This is a genomic window from Brenneria sp. g21c3 (genome assembly GCF_040240345.1).
In the GTDB taxonomy this organism is placed as follows: domain Bacteria; phylum Pseudomonadota; class Gammaproteobacteria; order Enterobacterales; family Enterobacteriaceae; genus Brenneria.
This window is the reverse complement of sequence record NZ_JBEIAB010000009.1, coordinates 156,347-174,428: the sequence shown is the minus strand read 5'-3', so window position 1 is coordinate 174,428 and position 18,082 is coordinate 156,347. Positions and strand designations below refer to the sequence as shown.

12 protein-coding genes are annotated in these 18,082 nt (G+C 58.2%); 9 read left to right on the top strand and 3 right to left on the bottom strand.

The annotated features are described in order from the left end of the window. On the top strand, positions 1-183 hold a 183-nt coding region (locus ABRZ28_RS15160), incomplete at its 5' end, for a hypothetical protein (RefSeq protein ID WP_330520751.1). 110 nt (positions 184-293) lie between these two features. On the opposite strand, the gene galK is transcribed toward ABRZ28_RS15160, so the two are convergent. Together galK and galT are read right to left on the bottom strand one after the other, a co-directional pair. Further along, positions 294-1,457, bottom strand: coding sequence for a galactokinase (gene galK / locus ABRZ28_RS15155; RefSeq protein ID WP_319605358.1), 1,164 nt, complete (start codon positions 1,455-1,457; stop codon positions 294-296). Between the two features lie 9 nt (positions 1,458-1,466). Next, positions 1,467-2,507, bottom strand: a complete 1,041-nt coding sequence (gene galT / locus ABRZ28_RS15150; protein WP_330520749.1) for a galactose-1-phosphate uridylyltransferase — start codon at positions 2,505-2,507, stop codon at positions 1,467-1,469. Positions 2,508-2,823: 316 nt separating this feature from the next. On the opposite strand from galT, the gene galR reads away from it, so the two are divergent. Next, a complete protein-coding gene (gene galR / locus ABRZ28_RS15145) occupies positions 2,824-3,834 on the top strand; it encodes an HTH-type transcriptional regulator GalR (protein ID WP_330520747.1) in 1,011 nt (336 codons plus the stop codon). 58 nt (positions 3,835-3,892) lie between these two features. Here the strand turns inward: galR and dsdA are convergent, their stop codons facing one another. Further along, entirely contained in the window at positions 3,893-5,227 is a 1,335-nt protein-coding gene (gene dsdA / locus ABRZ28_RS15140; RefSeq protein WP_330520744.1) for a D-serine ammonia-lyase, read from the bottom strand. Between the two features lie 424 nt (positions 5,228-5,651). Between dsdA and ABRZ28_RS15135 the strand changes: the two genes are divergently transcribed. From ABRZ28_RS15135 to baeR, 7 genes are all read left to right on the top strand, one after another. Then, positions 5,652-6,842, top strand: a complete 1,191-nt coding sequence (locus tag ABRZ28_RS15135; RefSeq protein ID WP_319605367.1) for a NupC/NupG family nucleoside CNT transporter — start codon at positions 5,652-5,654, stop codon at positions 6,840-6,842. Between the two features lie 219 nt (positions 6,843-7,061). After that, positions 7,062-8,285, top strand: a complete 1,224-nt coding sequence (locus ABRZ28_RS15130; RefSeq protein ID WP_330520741.1) for an MdtA/MuxA family multidrug efflux RND transporter periplasmic adaptor subunit — start codon at positions 7,062-7,064, stop codon at positions 8,283-8,285. Beyond that, a complete protein-coding gene (locus ABRZ28_RS15125; protein ID WP_330520738.1) occupies positions 8,285-11,404 on the top strand; it encodes an MdtB/MuxB family multidrug efflux RND transporter permease subunit in 3,120 nt (1,039 codons plus the stop codon). Before ABRZ28_RS15130 ends, ABRZ28_RS15125 begins: the two co-directional genes overlap by 1 nt. Next, entirely contained in the window at positions 11,401-14,481 is a 3,081-nt protein-coding gene (gene mdtC, locus ABRZ28_RS15120; protein ID WP_330520736.1) for a multidrug efflux RND transporter permease subunit MdtC, read from the top strand. Before ABRZ28_RS15125 ends, mdtC begins: the two co-directional genes overlap by 4 nt. Positions 14,482-14,540: 59 nt before the next feature. Beyond that, positions 14,541-15,944, top strand: coding sequence for an MFS transporter (locus tag ABRZ28_RS15115; RefSeq protein ID WP_330520735.1), 1,404 nt, complete (start codon positions 14,541-14,543; stop codon positions 15,942-15,944). A 7-nt stretch (positions 15,945-15,951) separates the two neighbouring features. Further along, complete coding sequence (gene baeS / locus ABRZ28_RS15110; RefSeq protein WP_330520733.1) at positions 15,952-17,328, top strand: envelope stress sensor histidine kinase BaeS; 1,377 nt, start codon at positions 15,952-15,954, stop codon at positions 17,326-17,328. Between the two features lie 23 nt (positions 17,329-17,351). Then, positions 17,352-18,074 carry an envelope stress response regulator BaeR gene (baeR, locus tag ABRZ28_RS15105; protein WP_442878706.1) on the top strand — a complete coding sequence of 241 codons (723 nt, stop codon included), beginning with the start codon at positions 17,352-17,354 and terminating at the stop codon, positions 18,072-18,074. Positions 18,075-18,082 lie beyond the last annotated feature (8 nt).

Below are 18,082 nucleotides of genomic sequence, written 5' to 3'. Positions count from 1 at the left end.
GCGTGGCGGTTAACGAAGAAAAAGACGAGGGTATGGCGTAATTGCGCTCCATGCGGTTTCCCTTTCATGTCCATTGAGAAATTTTATGGCGCGTATTATGCCGAAAACACGATCAGACAGGCAAGCGGTTTTGATGGGGAAATATTTAAAATATCATTTAAAATCAAATTATTATATCGTTAATAATATTGTTTATCATTATTGCAAAATGAAGAATCAAACAGGGCGCTGCTGCCCCCCTGTTTGATGGGATCGAAAGCAAACCACTCTACGTCAGAGCGATGAGGAAAGTGTCAGTTCAGCGGACCGGCGCCGTCGGACGGCTGGCAGAGATAGATAGCCGGCTGTAATCCGGTACGCGCCGGGTATTCGCGCGCAAGCATCCGGCAAACGTCGTCGGTCAGCTCGGCCGGCACCAGCGATACCACGCAGCCGCCAAAACCGCCGCCCGTCATTCTGGCGCCGCCCCGCTTGCCTACATGCGCCTGAATCAGTTCAACCAATATATCAATTTGAGGCACCGTGATTTCAAAATCATCGCGCATAGAGATATGAGACTCGGCCATCAGGGTAAACAGGCGCTCGGCATCCTGCTGCGCCAGCGCAGCGGCGGCTTCCAGCGTGCGATTGTTTTCCGTAATCACATGGCGGGCGCGCCGCGCCGTTAGCGGATCCAGTCCCGTCAATCCCGCTTCAAACCGTTCCAGGGACAAATCGCGCAACGCTTTAACGCCGAAATGCCGCGCCGCCGCCTCGCACTGTTGGCGACGGGTATTGTATTCGCTGTCAACCAGTCCGCGGCGCACATTGGAATTCACAATCAGGATATCGAACCCGTCCAACATCCGCACCGCGCGCCCTGCCAGCGATCGGCAGTCGATCAATAACGCATGGCCGGACTGCCCCTGAGCCGAAATAAACTGATCCATAATGCCGCAGCTACAGCCGACAAAATCGTTTTCCGCCTGCTGACCGGTTAACGCCAGCGTCAACTGGCTGACGTCCAGGCGATTGAGCGTCTTGAACGTTTGTCCGATAGCCACCTCCAGCGAAGCCGAAGAGCTTAGCCCCGCCCCCGCCGGCACATTGCCGGAAATCACCATATCCATGCCGCTAATCGGCAGGCCGCGCGCCTGTAAAAACTTGACGGTGCCGCGCACATAGTTCGCCCAGGTATATTCCGCATGCGGCCGAATCTCCTGCGTCAGGTCAAACTCGTCCCGCTGCTCGTCGAAATTTACCGCCACCACGCGCACCAGATTATCCTGCCGGGCGGCCGCGGCGATCACCGTCTGATAATCAATGGCGCAGGGTAAAACAAAACCATCATTGTAATCGGTATGCTCGCCAATCAGGTTCACCCGTCCCGGCGCCTGAATCTCCGCCTGCGGCGTATAGCCGAATACGCGTTCGAACGTCGACCTGGCCGACTGACGCAAAGAATCGATACGGTTCATAAAATGCCCTCAAATTTGCTCACGAAAATGGATATCGCTGACGGCCCGCAGACGTTCGGCGGCCTGTTCCGCCGTCAGGTCGCGCTGGGCTTCCGCCAGCATTTCGTAACCGACCATAAACTTGCGCACGCTGGCCGAACGTAATAACGGCGGATAGAAATGGGCGTGCAGTTGCCAGTGGGCATTCTCTTCCCCGTTGAATGGCGCGCCGTGCCACCCCATGGAGTACGGGAATGAACACTGAAACAGGTTATCGTAGCGGCTGGTCAATTTTTTCAGCGCTACGGCGAGATCTGCACGCTGCGGTTCGCTTAGCTGCGGCAGCCGCCGTACGGCGAACCTGGGCAGCAACAGGGTTTCAAACGGCCAGGACGCCCAGTAAGGCACCACCGCCAGCCAGAATTCGGTTTCCACCACCAGCCGGCTGCCGTCAGCCAACTCGCGCTGCGCATAGTCAAGCAGGAGCGGCGAGCCGTAGTCTGTAAAATAAGCCCGCTGCTGCCGATCTTCGCGCGCCGCTTCATTAGGTAAAAAATCGTTGGCCCAGACCTGCCCGTGCGGATGCGGGTTCGAGCAGCCCATCATCGAACCTTTATTTTCAAACACTTGTACCCAGGGATAACGTTGTCCCAGTTCCGACGTCTGTTCGCTCCAGGTGTCGATGATCCTTTTCAGGGCTGACAACGGTAATTCAGGCAGGCTTTTGCTGTGATCGGGCGAGAAACAGATCACGCGGCTGACGCCCCGGGCGCTTTGTATCCGAAATAGCGGATCGTCGCCGGACGAAACCGCCGGGGTATCTTCCATCAGGGCGGAAAAGTCATTGGTGAAAACAAACGTACCCTGATATTGCGGATTCACATCGCCGGTGATGCGCTTATTCCCTGCACACAAATAGCAGGTTGGGTCATGCGGCGGCGGCGTACGGCGATCGGGTTCATCCTGCTGCCCTTGCCACGGGCGCTTAGCCCGATGAGGCGAGACCAGGATCCACTCCCCTTTCAACGGATTGAAGCGGCGGTGCGGGTGCTCGGTGGGTTCAAATAACATAAAAGACGCTCCTTAAAACACGACTGCCCCTTTTCACCGCCGCGATATTGACCGGCAGCAGGCGAGGCTTAATACGCACGCCCGTTTTTTGTCTGCGAAATAACGGGCATAATCACCATGAGAATAAACGGCACGTCCTCGTTCACCACTTTAGTGTAACCGTTTACCCTAAATTTAAACCTCAGGATGAGGTTTGAAAAGCGGGGAGTTACTCTGGTCGTGACGTCGATCACATAAGCGTTTTTTGTCTGCCGCAGAGGGGAGCATCTGCCGGTAACATCGGTATATTCGGCAACCTATTGTTCGGGAATCTTACATGGCCACAATCAAAGATGTCGCTCGCCTGGCAGGGGTATCAGTTGCAACGGTTTCACGCGTCATCAACGACTCGCCCAAAGCCAGCGACGCTTCGCGCAAGGCGGTGCATAAGGCGATGGCTGAATTGCAGTATCATCCTAACGCCAATGCCAGAGCCCTTGCGCATCAAAGCGCGGAAACGCTGGGTCTGGTGGTGGCGGATGTTTCCGATCCTTTTTTCGGCACCATGGTGAAATCGGTGGAGCAAATCGCGCAGGCGACGGGCAATTTTTTACTTATCGGCAATGGTTACCACAATGCCGAACAAGAGAAGAAAGCGATAGAACAACTGATTCGTCACCGCTGCGCCGGACTGGTGGTACACGCCAAAATGATTGCGGATCAGGAACTGGCGACCCTGATGAGCCATATTCCCGATATGGTGCTGATCAACCGTACGCTGCCGGGCTATGAAAACCGCTGCGTGGCGCTGGACGACCGCTACGGCGCCTGGCTGGCTACCCGCCACCTGATTCAGGAAGGCCACCGCAAGATTGGTTTTCTCTGTTCGAACCACCAGATTTCCGATTCATTCGATCGGTTACAGGGCTATATCGACGCGCTGAATGAACATGACGTGACGGTAGATGAACGGCTGATAGCCCGCGCCGCGCCTGATGAAATGGGCGGAGAATCCGCCATGACCGAGCTGCTGAGCCGCGGCGGGAAGATGACCGCCGTGGTGTGTTACAACGACCCCATGGCCGCCGGCGCGCTGTCCGTGCTCAGCGATAACAGCATCAACGTTCCTCAGGATATGTCCGTCGTGGGATTTGACGACGTGCTGATCGCGCGCTATCTCCGTCCCCGCCTGACCACGGTGCATTACCCCATTTCCGCGATGGCGACGCAAGCCGCCGAGCTGGCTATCGCCCTGCATCAGGGGAAACCGCTGAAGGAAACGACCAACATGTTCAGCCCGACGCTGGTTCGCCGCCACTCCGTCAGCCCGCCGTCCCACGGGAAATAACGATTTTTATGAAAACGGTTACACTCGTATCGCGGGCATGACGGAAAGATGATGGCGCTTATGGCGACTCGGCCATCGCCAGATAGTTCGCCATTTCGTGCGCGGGCACCATCCCGCCGCCGGTAGCCCAAACCAGATGCGTCGCCCGTTGCAGGGTTTCGCCATCAATCCCCCGCGCCCGCAGATAGTCGGTATCCCCGCACACCCGCATCGGCCCCGCCATGCCCGCCAGCGCGGACGGCTCCAACTGAAGGTTTTCGCTGCGGTGGAGCATGCCAAGCAATTGATACATTTCCCGGTCGCTCAGGGTATAAAACCCGTCCAGCAGTCGCTCCATCGCCCGTCCGACAAAGCCTGAGGGCCGCCCCACCGCCAGACCGTCGGCGGCGGTCAAATTGTCGATGCCGATATCCTGTACCGCGATAGCGTCGTGCAATCCGGTATGGACGCCCAGCAACATACAGGGAGAATGGGTCGGTTCAGCGAAAATGCAGTGTACATGGTCGCCAAACGCCAGCTTCAGCCCGAACGCCACCCCGCCGGGGCCGCCGCCCACGCCGCAGGGAAGATACACAAACAGCGGATGCCGTTCATCGACGGGCTGATTCATTTGCGCGAACTGTTGACGCAAACGGCCGCCGGCCACCGCATACCCCAGAAACAGCGTGCGGGAGTTCTCATCGTCGATGAAAAAGCAGCGGGGATCCGACGCCGCTTCTTTACGCCCCTGAGCCACGGCGACGCCGTAATCCTGCGCGTACTCCACCACGTTCACGCCGTTATCACGCAACGTTTGCTTCTTCCAGGCGCGCGCATCGGCGGACATATGCACGCTGACGTTAAACCCCAATTTGGCGCTGATAATGCCGATCGACATGCCCAGATTGCCGGTCGAGCCGACGGCGATACGGTACTGGCTGAAGAACCGCCGGAATGTATCGGTATAGAGGATACGGTAATCATCCTCCAGACTCAGCAAACCGGCCGACAGCGCCAACTTCTCGGCATGAGCCAGCACTTCATAGATACCGCCGCGCGCCTTGATGGAGCCGGAAATAGGCAAATGGCTGTCTTTTTTCAGCCACATTTGACCGGCAATCGGTTGCTGGTAGCGCTGCGCCATCGCCTGCCGCATCGCCGGAATCGCCACCACATCCGATTCAATGATGCCTTGCGCGTCGGCGGTCTCCGGGAAAGCCAGACACAGATAAGGCGCAAAGCGTTGCAGCCGGGCTTGCGCATCGGCGACATCCTCCGCCGTCAGTCCGACGTAAGGCAGTCCTTGCGCCGCGGAGGCGACATGGGGGTTAAACCAGGTCACGTCGTCCAGATTGATGAGGCGTTGCACCAGGGGATACCGCTTAACCAGTTTTTCAATTTCACTCTTGTCCATTTGCATTCTCACCTTAATCTCACGACATACAAGAACAGGAAGACGATGCCGACGAAATGAAGCCGGCGACAAACCTCCCCCAAAGCATAGGACGACTGAACCGCTCGCCCCCCAATTCGGCGCGCCGCCCCCATCATTGATGCGCGCAATGCGTTAATGCATAACAATCTGTTATGGCCCTTTGCCCCTGATTATTCAGCCGGAGCGCTATTTTATGTACTTTTTGCTGAAAAAACCGCCATTTTCCGGTGGTATCAAAATAATGAATGGATAAAAAGCCCTGATAACGGGACACAGCATTTAGTTTGCATAATGATCCAAGATATACTCGTGCTTTTGCGTTACTCCTCTCATTTTTAGTGAATTCGTTACATAGAATGAACAGGAAAATTTGGCCTGCCTCATATTTGGAGCAAACATGTCCCTGTCGCATATTGCACAATTTGTATTAGCATTAGCTGTTGTCGCCGCGTTGTCGTTACTCATTTGCCGCGATCGTAAAAACATCCGTATCCGCTTCATCATTCAACTTCTGGTCGTTGAAATTCTGCTCGCTTACTTTTTCCTTTATTCGGATGCCGGACTGGGCGCGGTAACGGGTTTCGCCGCCATGTTCGATAAATTGCTGGGGTTTGCGGGGCAGGGAACCGATTTTGTCTTTGGCGATATGGTCAACAGCGATAAAAATCTCATCTCTTTCTTCTTTAAAGTGCTCTGCCCTATCGTCTTCATTTCCGCCCTGATTGGCATCCTGCAATATATCAAGCTGTTGCCGATCATCATCCGTCTGATTGGCACCATTCTTTCCAAAATCAACGGCATGGGGAAACTGGAATCGTTTAACGCCGTCAGTTCGCTGATCCTCGGTCAATCCGAGAACTTTATCGCCTACAAGGATATCCTGGGCAAGATGTCTGAAAAGCGCATGTACACCATGGCGGCGACGGCGATGTCGACGGTTTCCATGTCGATTGTCGGCGCTTACATGTCAATGCTGGACTCCAAGTTTGTCGTCGCCGCGCTGATCCTGAACATGTTCAGCACCTTTATCGTGCTGTCGCTCATCAACCCGTACAAAGTGGGCGAAGAGCCGGAATTGCAACTGGGCAATATTCATGAAAACCAGAGCTTCTTCGAAATGCTGGGCGAATACATTCTGGCGGGCTTTAAAGTCGCGGTTATCGTTGCCGCCATGCTGATTGGCTTCATCGCGCTGATTGCCGCCATTAACGCCATCTGTAGCGCGATTTTCGGCATCAGCTTCCAGGAAATTCTGGGGTATGCGTTCTATCCGTTTGCCTGGATCATGGGCATCCCTTCGCATGAGGCCTTGCAGGTCGGCAGCATCATGGCGACCAAACTGGTTTCCAACGAATTCGTCGCCATGCTGGAACTGCAAAAAGTGGCGGGAGAACTGTCGCCGCGCAGCGTTGGCATCCTGTCCGTGTTCCTGGTTTCGTTCGCCAACTTCTCTTCTATCGGCATCATTGCCGGCGCGATTAAAGGTCTGAACGAACATCAGGGGAACGTGGTTTCCCGCTTCGGCCTGAAACTGGTTTACGGTTCCACGCTGGTCAGTATTCTGTCTGCGTCCATCGCCGGACTGGTGCTGTAACGCGCATCATGCCCGCGCCGGCGTCCCCGCCGGCGCGAAGACGACATCCAACGCGCCGCGTAACCGGCAATCAGCGTTTCCCACATAAACAAACCCTGACATATCTTCCATATTTCCTCCATTTTTGTCCGATACCTTCTGTTTAAACTTGTATGATAAAAAAATTGTTCCATGGACCTGCTCAGCGCCTGAGCAATCTGGAGAAATTAGCCCATTACTATGAATGCCAAACGCCTCTCTCGCCTGTTGATGCTCATCGTTGTCGTTATCGCCGCGCTGTTGCTTTGGCGTCATTTCACTCAACCTTCATCGCCGTCCGGCCAGTCCGGGCATCAGGCCGGCCAACCGTCACGTCTCAGCGGCGGCGGCGGTCGCCGCGCCGCCATGAACGCCACGCCCCCCGTGCAGGCCGCGCGCACGCAGGCGGCATCGGTACCCTACTATCTTTCCGGGTTGGGCACCGTCACCGCCGCCAACACGGTGACCCTGCGCAGCCGGGTTAACGGCGAACTGATGGCGTTGCATTTTCAGGAAGGGCAGCAGGTCAACGCAGGCGACCTGCTGGCCGAAATCGACCCCCGCCCCTATCAGGTGGAACTGACGCAGGCCCAGGGGCAACTGGCCAAAGATCAGGCGACGCTCGCCAACGCCCGGCAGGATCTAGCCCGTTATCAGAAACTGGTGAAAACCAATCTGATCTCGCAACAGGAACTGGACGCGCAGCTGTCGTTGGTGCGTCAGTCTGAAGGCACGGTCAAGGCCGACGAAGGCGCGGTGGCCAGCGCCGAACTCCAGTTGGCCTATAGCAAAATTACCGCGCCCATCAGCGGACGCGTGGGATTGAAACAGGTCGATGCAGGGAATTACATCACCAGCGGCGACGCCAACGGCATCGTGGTGATCACTCAGACCCAGCCTATCGATGTGGTGTTCACCCTGCCGGAAAGCGAGATCGCCACCGTACTGAAAGCGCAAAAGGCCGCACAGCCGCCGGTGGCTGAAGCCTGGGATCGAACCAATCAGCGCAAGCTGTCGCAAGGCCGTCTGCTGAGTATGGATAATCAGATCGATACCACCACCGGCACCGTCAAGCTGAAGGCCCGTTTCGAGAACAGCGATGACGCGCTATTTCCCAACCAGTTCGTCAATATCCGTATGAAGGTGGATACGCTGCAAAACGCGATCGTGGCCCCCGCCGCCGCGGTGCAGATGGGGAATGAAGGTCATTTTGTCTGGATCATGAATGACAAAAATGAAGTCAGCAAACGCCTGGTGACCACCGGTATTCAATACGGTCGGAACATCGTGATCGCCGCCGGGCTGGCGGAAAATGTCCGGGTGGTCACCGATGGCATCGACCGCCTGACCGAAGGGGAGAAGGTTGAGGTGATCCCTTCCGCCTCGACCGGGGAAACGCCGACCGCCACCGGGGAGAGACCCTGATGCAGGATACCGTTCCAGTCGGCGGCGGCCCATCGCGGATCTTTATCCTGCGCCCGATCGCCACCACGCTGCTTATGGTCGCGATATTGCTGGCCGGCATCATCGGCTACCGCGCCATGCCGGTTTCGGCGCTGCCGGAAGTCGACTACCCGACGATCCAGGTCGTCACGCTTTATCCGGGCGCCAGCCCCGAGGTGGTGACCTCGGCCATCAGCGCGCCGCTGGAACGTCAGTTCGGGCAGATATCCGGGCTGAAACAGATGTCGACTCAAAGCGCCGGCGGCGCGTCCGTGATTACGCTGCAATTCCAACTGGAACTGGCGCTGGATGTCGCCGAACAGGACGTACAGGCGGCCATCAACGCCGCCGCCAATCTGCTGCCCGACGATCTGCCTTATCCGCCGACCTACAGTAAGGTCAACCCGGCCGATCCGCCGATTATCACGCTGGCCGTCACCTCCAGCGCCATGCCGATGACGCAATTGCACGACCTGGTCGATAACCGCGTCGCGCAGAAGATCTCGCAGGTTTCCGGCGTCGGGCTGGTTTCGCTGGCGGGCGGACAACGTCCGGCGGTTCGGGTAAAGCTGAATGCGCCGGCGCTGGCGGCTTACGGGCTGACCAGCGAAGAAGTCCGCACCGCCATTACCGCCGCCAACGTCAACTCCGCCAAAGGGAGCCTGGACGGACCGACCCGCTCGGTGACCTTATCGGCCAACGATCAGATGAAATCCATCGAGGATTATCGCCGGTTAATCATCGCCTGGCGCAATGAGGCGCCGGTACGCCTGCGTGATGTCGCCGATATAGCGCAGGCGGCGGAAAATACCTATCTGGCGGCCTGGGCGAATCGTCAGCAGGCCATCATCATCAACGTGCAGCGGCAACCGGGCGCCAACGTCATTACCACGACGGACAGCATCCGCCAGATGTTGCCCGCGCTCATCGCCAGCCTGCCTAAATCGGTCGATGTTTCGATATTGACCGACCGGACCACCAACATTCGCGCTTCGGTAAAGGATGTGCAGTTCGAATTGCTGCTGGCGATCGCCCTGGTGGTGATGGTGATTTACCTGTTTTTGCGCAACGCGGTCGCGACGCTCATTCCCAGCATTGCCGTGCCGCTCTCGCTGGTCGGCACCTTTTGCGCGATGTATTTTCTTGGCTTCTCGATTAATAACCTGACGCTGATGGCGCTGACCATCGCCACCGGCTTTGTGGTCGACGATGCGATCGTGGTGATTGAGAACATCTCCCGCTATATAGAAAAAGGGGAAAAGCCGCTCGACGCCGCGCTGAAGGGCGTCGGCGAGATTGGTTTCACCATCATCTCGCTGACCTTCTCGCTGGTCGCCGTGCTGATCCCGTTGCTTTTCATGGGCGATATCATCGGCCGGCTGTTCCGTGAGTTCGCCATCACGCTGGCCGTGTCTATTCTCATTTCCGCCGTGATTTCGCTGACCCTGACGCCGATGATGTGCGCCCGACTGCTTAGCCATCAATCGCTGCGTAAGCAGAACCGCTTTACCCGCGCCAGCGAACGTTTCTTTAACCGGCTGATTGCGCTTTACGGCGTCTGGTTGAGCAAAGTGCTGCATCATCCCTGGCTGACGCTGGGCGTGGCGCTGGGAACCCTGTTGCTCACCGTCCTGCTCTATCTGTGGATCCCGAAAGGGTTTTTCCCGGTGCAGGACAACAGCATTATTCAGGGAACGGTGCAGGCGCCGCAGTCGGTCTCATTCAGCAACATGGCCGATCGTCAGCGGCAGGTCGCTTCCCTCATCATGAAAGATCCGGCGGTACAGAGCGTATCCTCTTTCGTCGGCGTCGACGGCGCCAATGCCGCGCTCAACAGCGGTCGCCTGCAAATCAGCCTGAAGCCGATTAACGAACGCAGCGAGCGCATTCCCGCCATTATCAGTCGGCTGCAACGGGAAACCGCGCAGATCCCCGGCGTGCGGCTTTATCTGCAACCGGTGCAGGATCTCACCATAGATACCCAGCTCAGCCGGACGCAGTATCAGTTCACGCTCCAGGCCTTGTCGCAGGATGAACTGAGTCTGTGGGTGCCCAAATTGATGACCGTTCTACAGAAACTGCCGCAGTTGGAGGACGTCAGCAGCGACTGGCAGGATCAGGCTCCCGTCGCGTATGTGAAGGTCGACCGCGACAGCGCCAGCCGCCTGGGGATCAGCATGTCGGCGGTCGACAGCGCGCTGTATAACGCTTTCGGCCAGCGGCTGATTTCCACTATCTACACCCAATCCAGCCAGTATCGCGTGGTGCTAGAACACGATACCAGCCGGAATAACGGGCTGGACGCGCTGCACGATATCCGCCTAATCGGCAGCGACGGCGGAACCATTCCGCTGAGCGGCATCGCGACCATCGAGGAGCGTCTCGGGCCGCTGTCCATCAACCATATCGATCGGTTGCCCGCCGCCGTCATTTCCTTCAATGTGAACGGCGACTATGCGCTGGGCGAAGCGGTGGAAGCCATCATGCAGGCGGAACGGCAGATGGCGCTGCCCGCGGACATCACCACGCGGTTTCAGGGCGCGACGCTGGCTTTCCAGTCCGCCCTCGACAGCACGGTGTGGCTGATTATCGCGGCGATTGTCGCCATGTACATCGTTCTCGGCATACTGTATGAAAGTTTCATCCATCCGGTGACCATTCTGTCCACGCTGCCGACCGCGGGCGTCGGCGCGTTGCTGGCGCTGATCATCGCCGGCAGCGAGCTGGATGTGATTGCCGTCATCGGCATCATTTTGCTGATCGGCATCGTGAAAAAGAACGCCATCATGATGATCGACTTCGCGCTGTCGGCGGAGCGCGAACAGGGCATGAGTCCGTATGACGCCATCTATCAGGCCTGTCTGCTGCGTTTCCGTCCGATACTGATGACCACCATGGCCGCCTTGCTTAGCGCCCTGCCGCTGATGCTGAGCACCGGCGTGGGCGCCGAATTGCGCCAGCCGCTGGGGATCTGCATGGTGGGCGGTCTGATCATGAGTCAGATATTGACGCTGTTCACCACCCCGGTGATTTATCTGCTGTTCGACCGGATGGCGCGGCATGTCCGCCCGGCGCCCCGTCAGGAGGAAGAGATCGAGTGAGGTTCTTCGCCCTGTTCATCCATCGGCCGGTTGCCACCACGCTGCTGACATTGGCGATTGCCATCTGCGGCGCGCTCGGTTTCCGCCTGCTGCCGGTATCGCCGCTGCCGCAGGTGGAATTCCCGGTGATTTCGGTCAGCGCCTCGCTGCCCGGCGCGTCGCCGGAAACCATGGCCTCGTCGGTTGCGACGCCGCTGGAGCGCGCGTTGGGCCGCATCGCCGGCGTCACGGAAATGACCTCATCGAGTTCGCTGGGCAGCACCCGTATTATTCTGGTGTTTAATCTCGACAGGGATATCAACGGCGCGGCGCGCGATGTGCAGGCGGCCATTAATGCGGCGCAAAACCTGCTGCCGTCGGGCATGGCCAGCCGACCGACCTATCGAAAAGCGAACCCTACCGATGCGCCGATCATGATCCTGACGCTGACATCGGATACCTACGACCAGGGGCGGCTGTATGATTACGCCTCCACCCAGTTGGCGCAGAAAATCGCCCAGATGGAAGGCGTGGGCGATGTCTCCGTCGGCGGAAGCTCGCTGCCCGCCGTGCGCGTCGCGCTCAATCCGCAGGCGCTGTTCAATCAGGGCGTTTCGCTGGATGAAGTCCGGCAGGCGATTAGTCAGGCCAACATTCGCCGTCCGCTGGGCGACATTGAAAACCACCAGCAACGCTGGCAGATAAAAACCAACGATGAATTGAAAACGGCCGCCGCCTATCGACCGTTGATTATTCACTACCGCAACGGAGGCGCCGTGCGGCTGAGCGACGTCGCCACGGTGACGGATTCGGTGCAGGATGCGCGCAATGCCGGAATGAGCAACGCCAAACCGGCCGTTCTGATCATAATACGGCGCGCGCCCGACGCCAATATCATCACTACCGTGGACAGTATCCGCGCGGCGTTGCCCGAACTGCACGCCAGTCTGCCCGCCGAGATCCAGCTTGATGTCGCCCAGGACCGATCGCCGACGATCCGCGCTTCGGTGGAAGAGGTCGAGCGCTCGCTAATCATTGCCGTGGCGCTGGTCATTCTGGTGGTGTTCCTGTTCCTGCGTTCAGGACGGGCGACGTTGATCCCGGCGGCGGCGGTGCCGGTTTCGCTCATCGGCACCTTCGCCGTCATGTATCTGTGCGGCTTCAGTCTGAATAATCTGTCCCTGATGGCGCTGACCATCGCCACCGGATTCGTGGTGGATGACGCCATCGTGGTGCTGGAAAATATTTCACGCCATATTGAAGCCGGGATGAAACCGTTGCAGGCGTCGTTGCAGGGCGTGCGCGAGGTCGGTTTCACCGTGCTGTCGATGAGTATCTCGCTGATCGCGGTGTTTATTCCGCTGCTGCTGATGGAGGGGTTGCCGGGCAGGTTATTCCGCGAATTCGCCGTCACGCTGTCGGCGGCGATTGCGATTTCACTGCTGGTTTCGCTGACCCTGACGCCCATGATGTGCGCCAGATTGTTGCGCGCGGCGCCCAAACGCAGCCTGCGCCCCAAACGCGGCTTCGGCCGCGTCCTGATCGCGTTGCAACAAGCTTACGGCCGTTCGCTTAGCTGGGTGCTCGACCACGCCCGCTGGGTGCTGGTGGTGTTATTGGCGACCATCGTTCTCAACGTCTGGCTGTATATCAGTATTCCAAAAACCTTTTTCCCTGAGCAGGACACCGGCAGGTTGATGGGATTTATTCAGGCCGACCAAAGCATCTCCTTTCAGGCGATGAAACAGAAACTCCAGAACTTTATGACCATCGTGCGCAACGATCCGGCGGTGGATAACGTCACCGGCTTTACCGGCGGCTCGCGCGCCAATAGCGGATCGATGTTTGTTTCACTCAAGCCGCTGTCCGAACGCGACGTCAGCGCCCAGCAGGTCATTAGCCGTTTACGCGAAAAACTGGCGGAGGAGCCCGGCGCGAATCTGTTTTTAATGGCGGTGCAGGATATCCGTATCGGCGGACGGGAATCCAGCGCCGGTTATCAATACACCCTGCTTTCGGACGACCTCGGCGAACTGCGCGCCTGGGAGCCAAAAATCCGCGCGGCGCTGAGTCAATTGCCCGAACTGGCCGACATTAACTCCGATCAGCAGGATAAAGGCGCGGAGATGGCGCTGACCTACGATCGCGACTCGCTGGCCCGGCTGGGGATCAACGTCTCCGCGGTCAATGCCTTGTTGAATAACGCGTTCGGCCAGCGTCAGATATCGACCATTTATCAGCCGTTAAATCAGTACAAAGTGGTCATGGAGGTGGATGCGGCCTATACGCAGGATGTCAGCGCATTGGGAAAAATGTTTGTGATCAACGGCGAAGGCAAACCGATCCCGCTGTCCTATTTCGCAAGTTGGCGGCCGGTCAATGCGCCGCTGTCGGTCAACCATCAGGGGTTGTCCGCCGCCTCGACCATCGCCTTTAACCTGCCGGAAGGCGCGACGCTTTCCGAAGCCGCCACGGCGATTGAAAGAACCATGACCGCGCTGGGCGTGCCGCCGTCGGTGCGCGGCCAGTTCTCCGGCACCGCGCAGGCTTTCCAGCAGTCGCAGTCGTCGCAGGTGATGCTGATTCTGGCCGCGATTATCACCGTGTATATCGTGCTGGGGGTGTTGTATGAAAGCTATATCCATCCCCTGACCATTCTCTCTACCCTGCCCTCCGCCGGGGTGGGCGCCCTGCTGGCGCTGGAGTGGTTCGGCGCGCCGTTTAGCCTGATCGCCCTGATTGGGATTATGTTATTAATCGGCATCGTCAAGAAGAATGCCATTATGATGGTGGACTTCGCGCTGACGGCGCAACGCAGCGGCGGACTCAGCGCCAGAGACGCCATATTCCAGGCCAGCCTGCTGCGCTTTCGCCCGATCATGATGACGACGCTGGCCGCGCTGTTCGGCGCGCTGCCGCTGATACTCGGCAGCGGCGATGGCGCGGAATTGCGTCAACCGCTGGGGATCACCATCGTCGGCGGTCTGGTGATGAGCCAGCTTCTGACGCTGTATACCACGCCGGTGGTGTATCTGTTTTTCGACCGACTGCGGATTAGGCGACGCGGCGCGGCGACAAAGCCAGTACGACAGTCTTAAAAGTGGAAGGTAACATCGCATATGGTTCACCAATTTGACCTTCGGGAGCGTCCTGCTACATGCTGACTCAGCCCGCCTCCGTGCGCTGGCAATTGTGGATTGTGGCCTTTGGCTTTTTTATGCAGACGCTGGACACCACGATTGTCAATACCGCCCTGCCCTCGATGGCGGTCAGCCTGAACGAAAACCCATTGCATATGCACTCGGTGATCGTGTCCTATGTATTGACGGTGGCGATTATGCTGCCCGCCAGCGGCTGGCTGGCGGATCGTCTCGGCGTCAAAAACATTTTTTTCTCCGCCATTTTGCTATTCACCCTGGGTTCGCTGCTGTGCGCTCGCGCGGAAACGCTGAATGAGCTGGTAATCTCACGAGTGGTGCAAGGCATCGGCGGCGCCATGATGGTGCCGGTCGGCCGCCTGACGGTGATGAAAATCGTGCCGCGCGATCAGTACATGGCCGCCATGACATTCGTCACCCTGCCGGGGCAGATCGGCCCGTTGCTGGGGCCGGCGCTTGGCGGTTTTCTGGTCGAGTACGCCAGTTGGCACTGGATTTTTCTGATCAATTTGCCGGTCGGCATCGCCGGCGCGGTCGCCACCTGGCTGCTGATGCCCAATTACACCATGCAAACCCAGCGCTTTGATATTCTGGGATTTTTATGGCTTGCCGTCGGCATGGCGACCCTGACGCTGGCGCTGGACGGCCACAACAGCCTCGGCATTCCGCCGGGGGTGATTTTCGCGCTGACCGCCGTCGGCCTGGTTTCGCTGCTGAGCTACTGGCTGCATGCCCGCGATAATAGCCGGGCGCTGTTTAATCTGCGCATGTTCAACACCCGAACCTTTTCCGTCGGCTTGAGCGGCGGTTTTCTGGCGCGGATCGGCAACGGCACGCTGCCCTTTCTAACGCCGCTCTTCCTGCAATTGGGCGTCGGATTATCGCCTTTTCATGCCGGGCTGATGATGATCCCCATGGTGCTGGGCAATATGGGCATCAAGCGGGTGGTGGTGCAGATCGTCAACCGCTTCGGCTACCGTCGGGTGCTGATGGCCTCCACGCTGCTGCTGGCGCTGATCACCCTGTTATTTGCGCTGGTGGCGATGATGAATTGGATCTGGCTGATACCCGTGGTGCTGTTTTTCCTCGGTTCGGTGAACGCCATCCGTTTTTCCGCCATGAATACCCTGACGCTGAAAGATCTGCCCGATACTCTCGCCAGCGGCGGCAACAGTCTGCTGTCAATGACCATGCAGTTGTCCACCAGCCTGGGCGTCAGCATTGCGGGGATATTACTGGGCATGTTTTCCCGCCATCACCTGACGACGGAACTCGCGGCGACCCATAGCGTGTTCCTTTATACCTATCTCAGCATCGCGATCGTTATTGCTTTGCCTGCGTTCATCTTTAACCGCGTGCCGCCGGATACCGTTAAACAGTCAACGCTTTCCCGCCGGTTGTGAGGTCACTATGAGATTCGGCATCACCGCTAAATTGTTCTTCGCGATTTTCGCCACCTGTATGCTGGTGCTGATCACCATGCACTGGGGCGTGCGCGTCAGCTTTGAACGCGGATTCATCGACTATATTAAACGCGGCAACGAGCAACGAGTGACGCAGTTGCGCGATACGCTGGCGGAGCAATATCAACAGTACGGCGACTGGTCGTTTTTGCGCAACAATGAACGTTTGGTCGCCAAAATACTGCACTCAATGGAGCAGAATAACGAGGACGGCGCCAACAATGCCTTACAAGGCTGGCGCGTTCGCCTCTGGGTGCTGGATACCGACGACACGATCCTGTTCGGCCCCCCGCGGGCGCTGCCGACGGAAGGCATACGACAGGCGATTAAGGTGCAAAACCAGACGGTCGGCTGGGTGGTCGCGCCCCCCGCCGAACGCCTGACGCGCAATGCCGATATCAATTTCGACCTGCAACAACAGCGCACCAGTTGGCTGATCGTGGCGCTCTCCACCCTGCTGGCGATTCTGGCCACCTGGCTGACCGCGCGCGGCCTGCTGGCGCCGGTTAAACGGCTGGTCAGCGGCATACATCATCTGGCGGCGGGCGATTTCAGCGCCCGCGTCACCGCCACCTCGCACGATGAGTTGGGTCGACTGGCGCAGGACTTTAACCTGCTCGCCGGCGCATTGGAAAAAAACGAACAGTCGCGCCGCGCGTTTATGGCGGACATTTCCCATGAGCTGCGCACGCCGCTGGCGGTATTGCGCGGCGAGCTGGAAGCGCTACAGGACGGCGTGCGTCAGCCCAACGCCGCTTCGCTGCATTCATTACAGACGGAAGTGACCACCCTGACCAAACTGGTGGACGACCTGCACCAACTGTCGCTGTCCGATCGGGGCGCGCTGACCTACCGTATGCGCGCGGTGGATGTCGGACAACTGCTGCACATCGCCATCGCCGCCTTTCATGCGCGCTACCTGAAAAAACAGATTACGCTGCGGGTGGATTTACCCGAGCAGGCCGGCACATTCGGCGATCCGGATCGTTTAATCCAGTTATTTAATAATCTGCTGGAAAACAGCCTGCGTTACACCGACGAACAGGGGACAGTGGAGATCCGCGCCGCCGCGCGCCGGAACCGGCTGCTTATCACCTGGCAGGACAGCGCCCCCGGGGTAAGCGACGAGCAACTGACGCTGATATTTGAACGTTTTTACCGGGCGGAAAGCTCGCGTAATCGCGCCAGCGGCGGCTCAGGACTGGGATTAGCGATTGCCAACAATATCGTTGAGGCGCATGGCGGACGACTGTATGCTGAGCATTCGCCGTTAGGTGGTCTGCTGATTACCATCGAGCTTCCCTTGCATTCGCCAGATAGATAACGTCCATGACAGAATCCGTAATGATGATAACCGACCCTATTTCCGCCCCGCCGTTACCGGTGCTGATTGTTGAAGATGAGCCAAAACTGGGGCGACTGCTGGTTGATTATCTACAAACCGCCGGTTATCAGGCTCACTGGATCTGCAACGGCGACGAGGTGATCGACTGGGTCAGGCAAAATCCGCCGGCGCTGATCCTGCTGGACCTGATGTTGCCGGGTACCGATGGCCTGACGCTATGCCGCACCATCCGCCAGTTTTCCAATGTCCCCATCATTATGGTCACCGCGCGCAGCGAAGAGATTGATCGCCTGCTGGGACTGGAAATCGGCGCGGACGATTATATCTGTAAGCCCTTCAGCCCGCGGGAAGTGGTGGTGCGGGTACGCACCCTGCTGCGCCGCTGCGGCTGGCTGTCGGCGGCCCCAAAACCGGCGGATAAATCCGCGTTACGCATTGATAAAAGCAGTTTGCAGGCCAGCTATCTGGGGCAAAACCTCGACCTGACGCCCGCGGAACTGCGGCTGCTCAAAACGCTGTCCACCGAGCCGGGCAAGGTGTTTTCCCGCGAGGCGCTGCTGGATAAACTCTATGACGACTACCGGGTGGTGACCGATCGCACCATCGACAGCCATATCAAAAATCTGCGGCGCAAGCTGGAACAGCTTGATGGGGAAACCTCGTTCATCCGTACGGTTTACGGTATGGGCTACCGCTGGGAGGCCGAACCTGGCGAACTGGTATAGACCCCCTG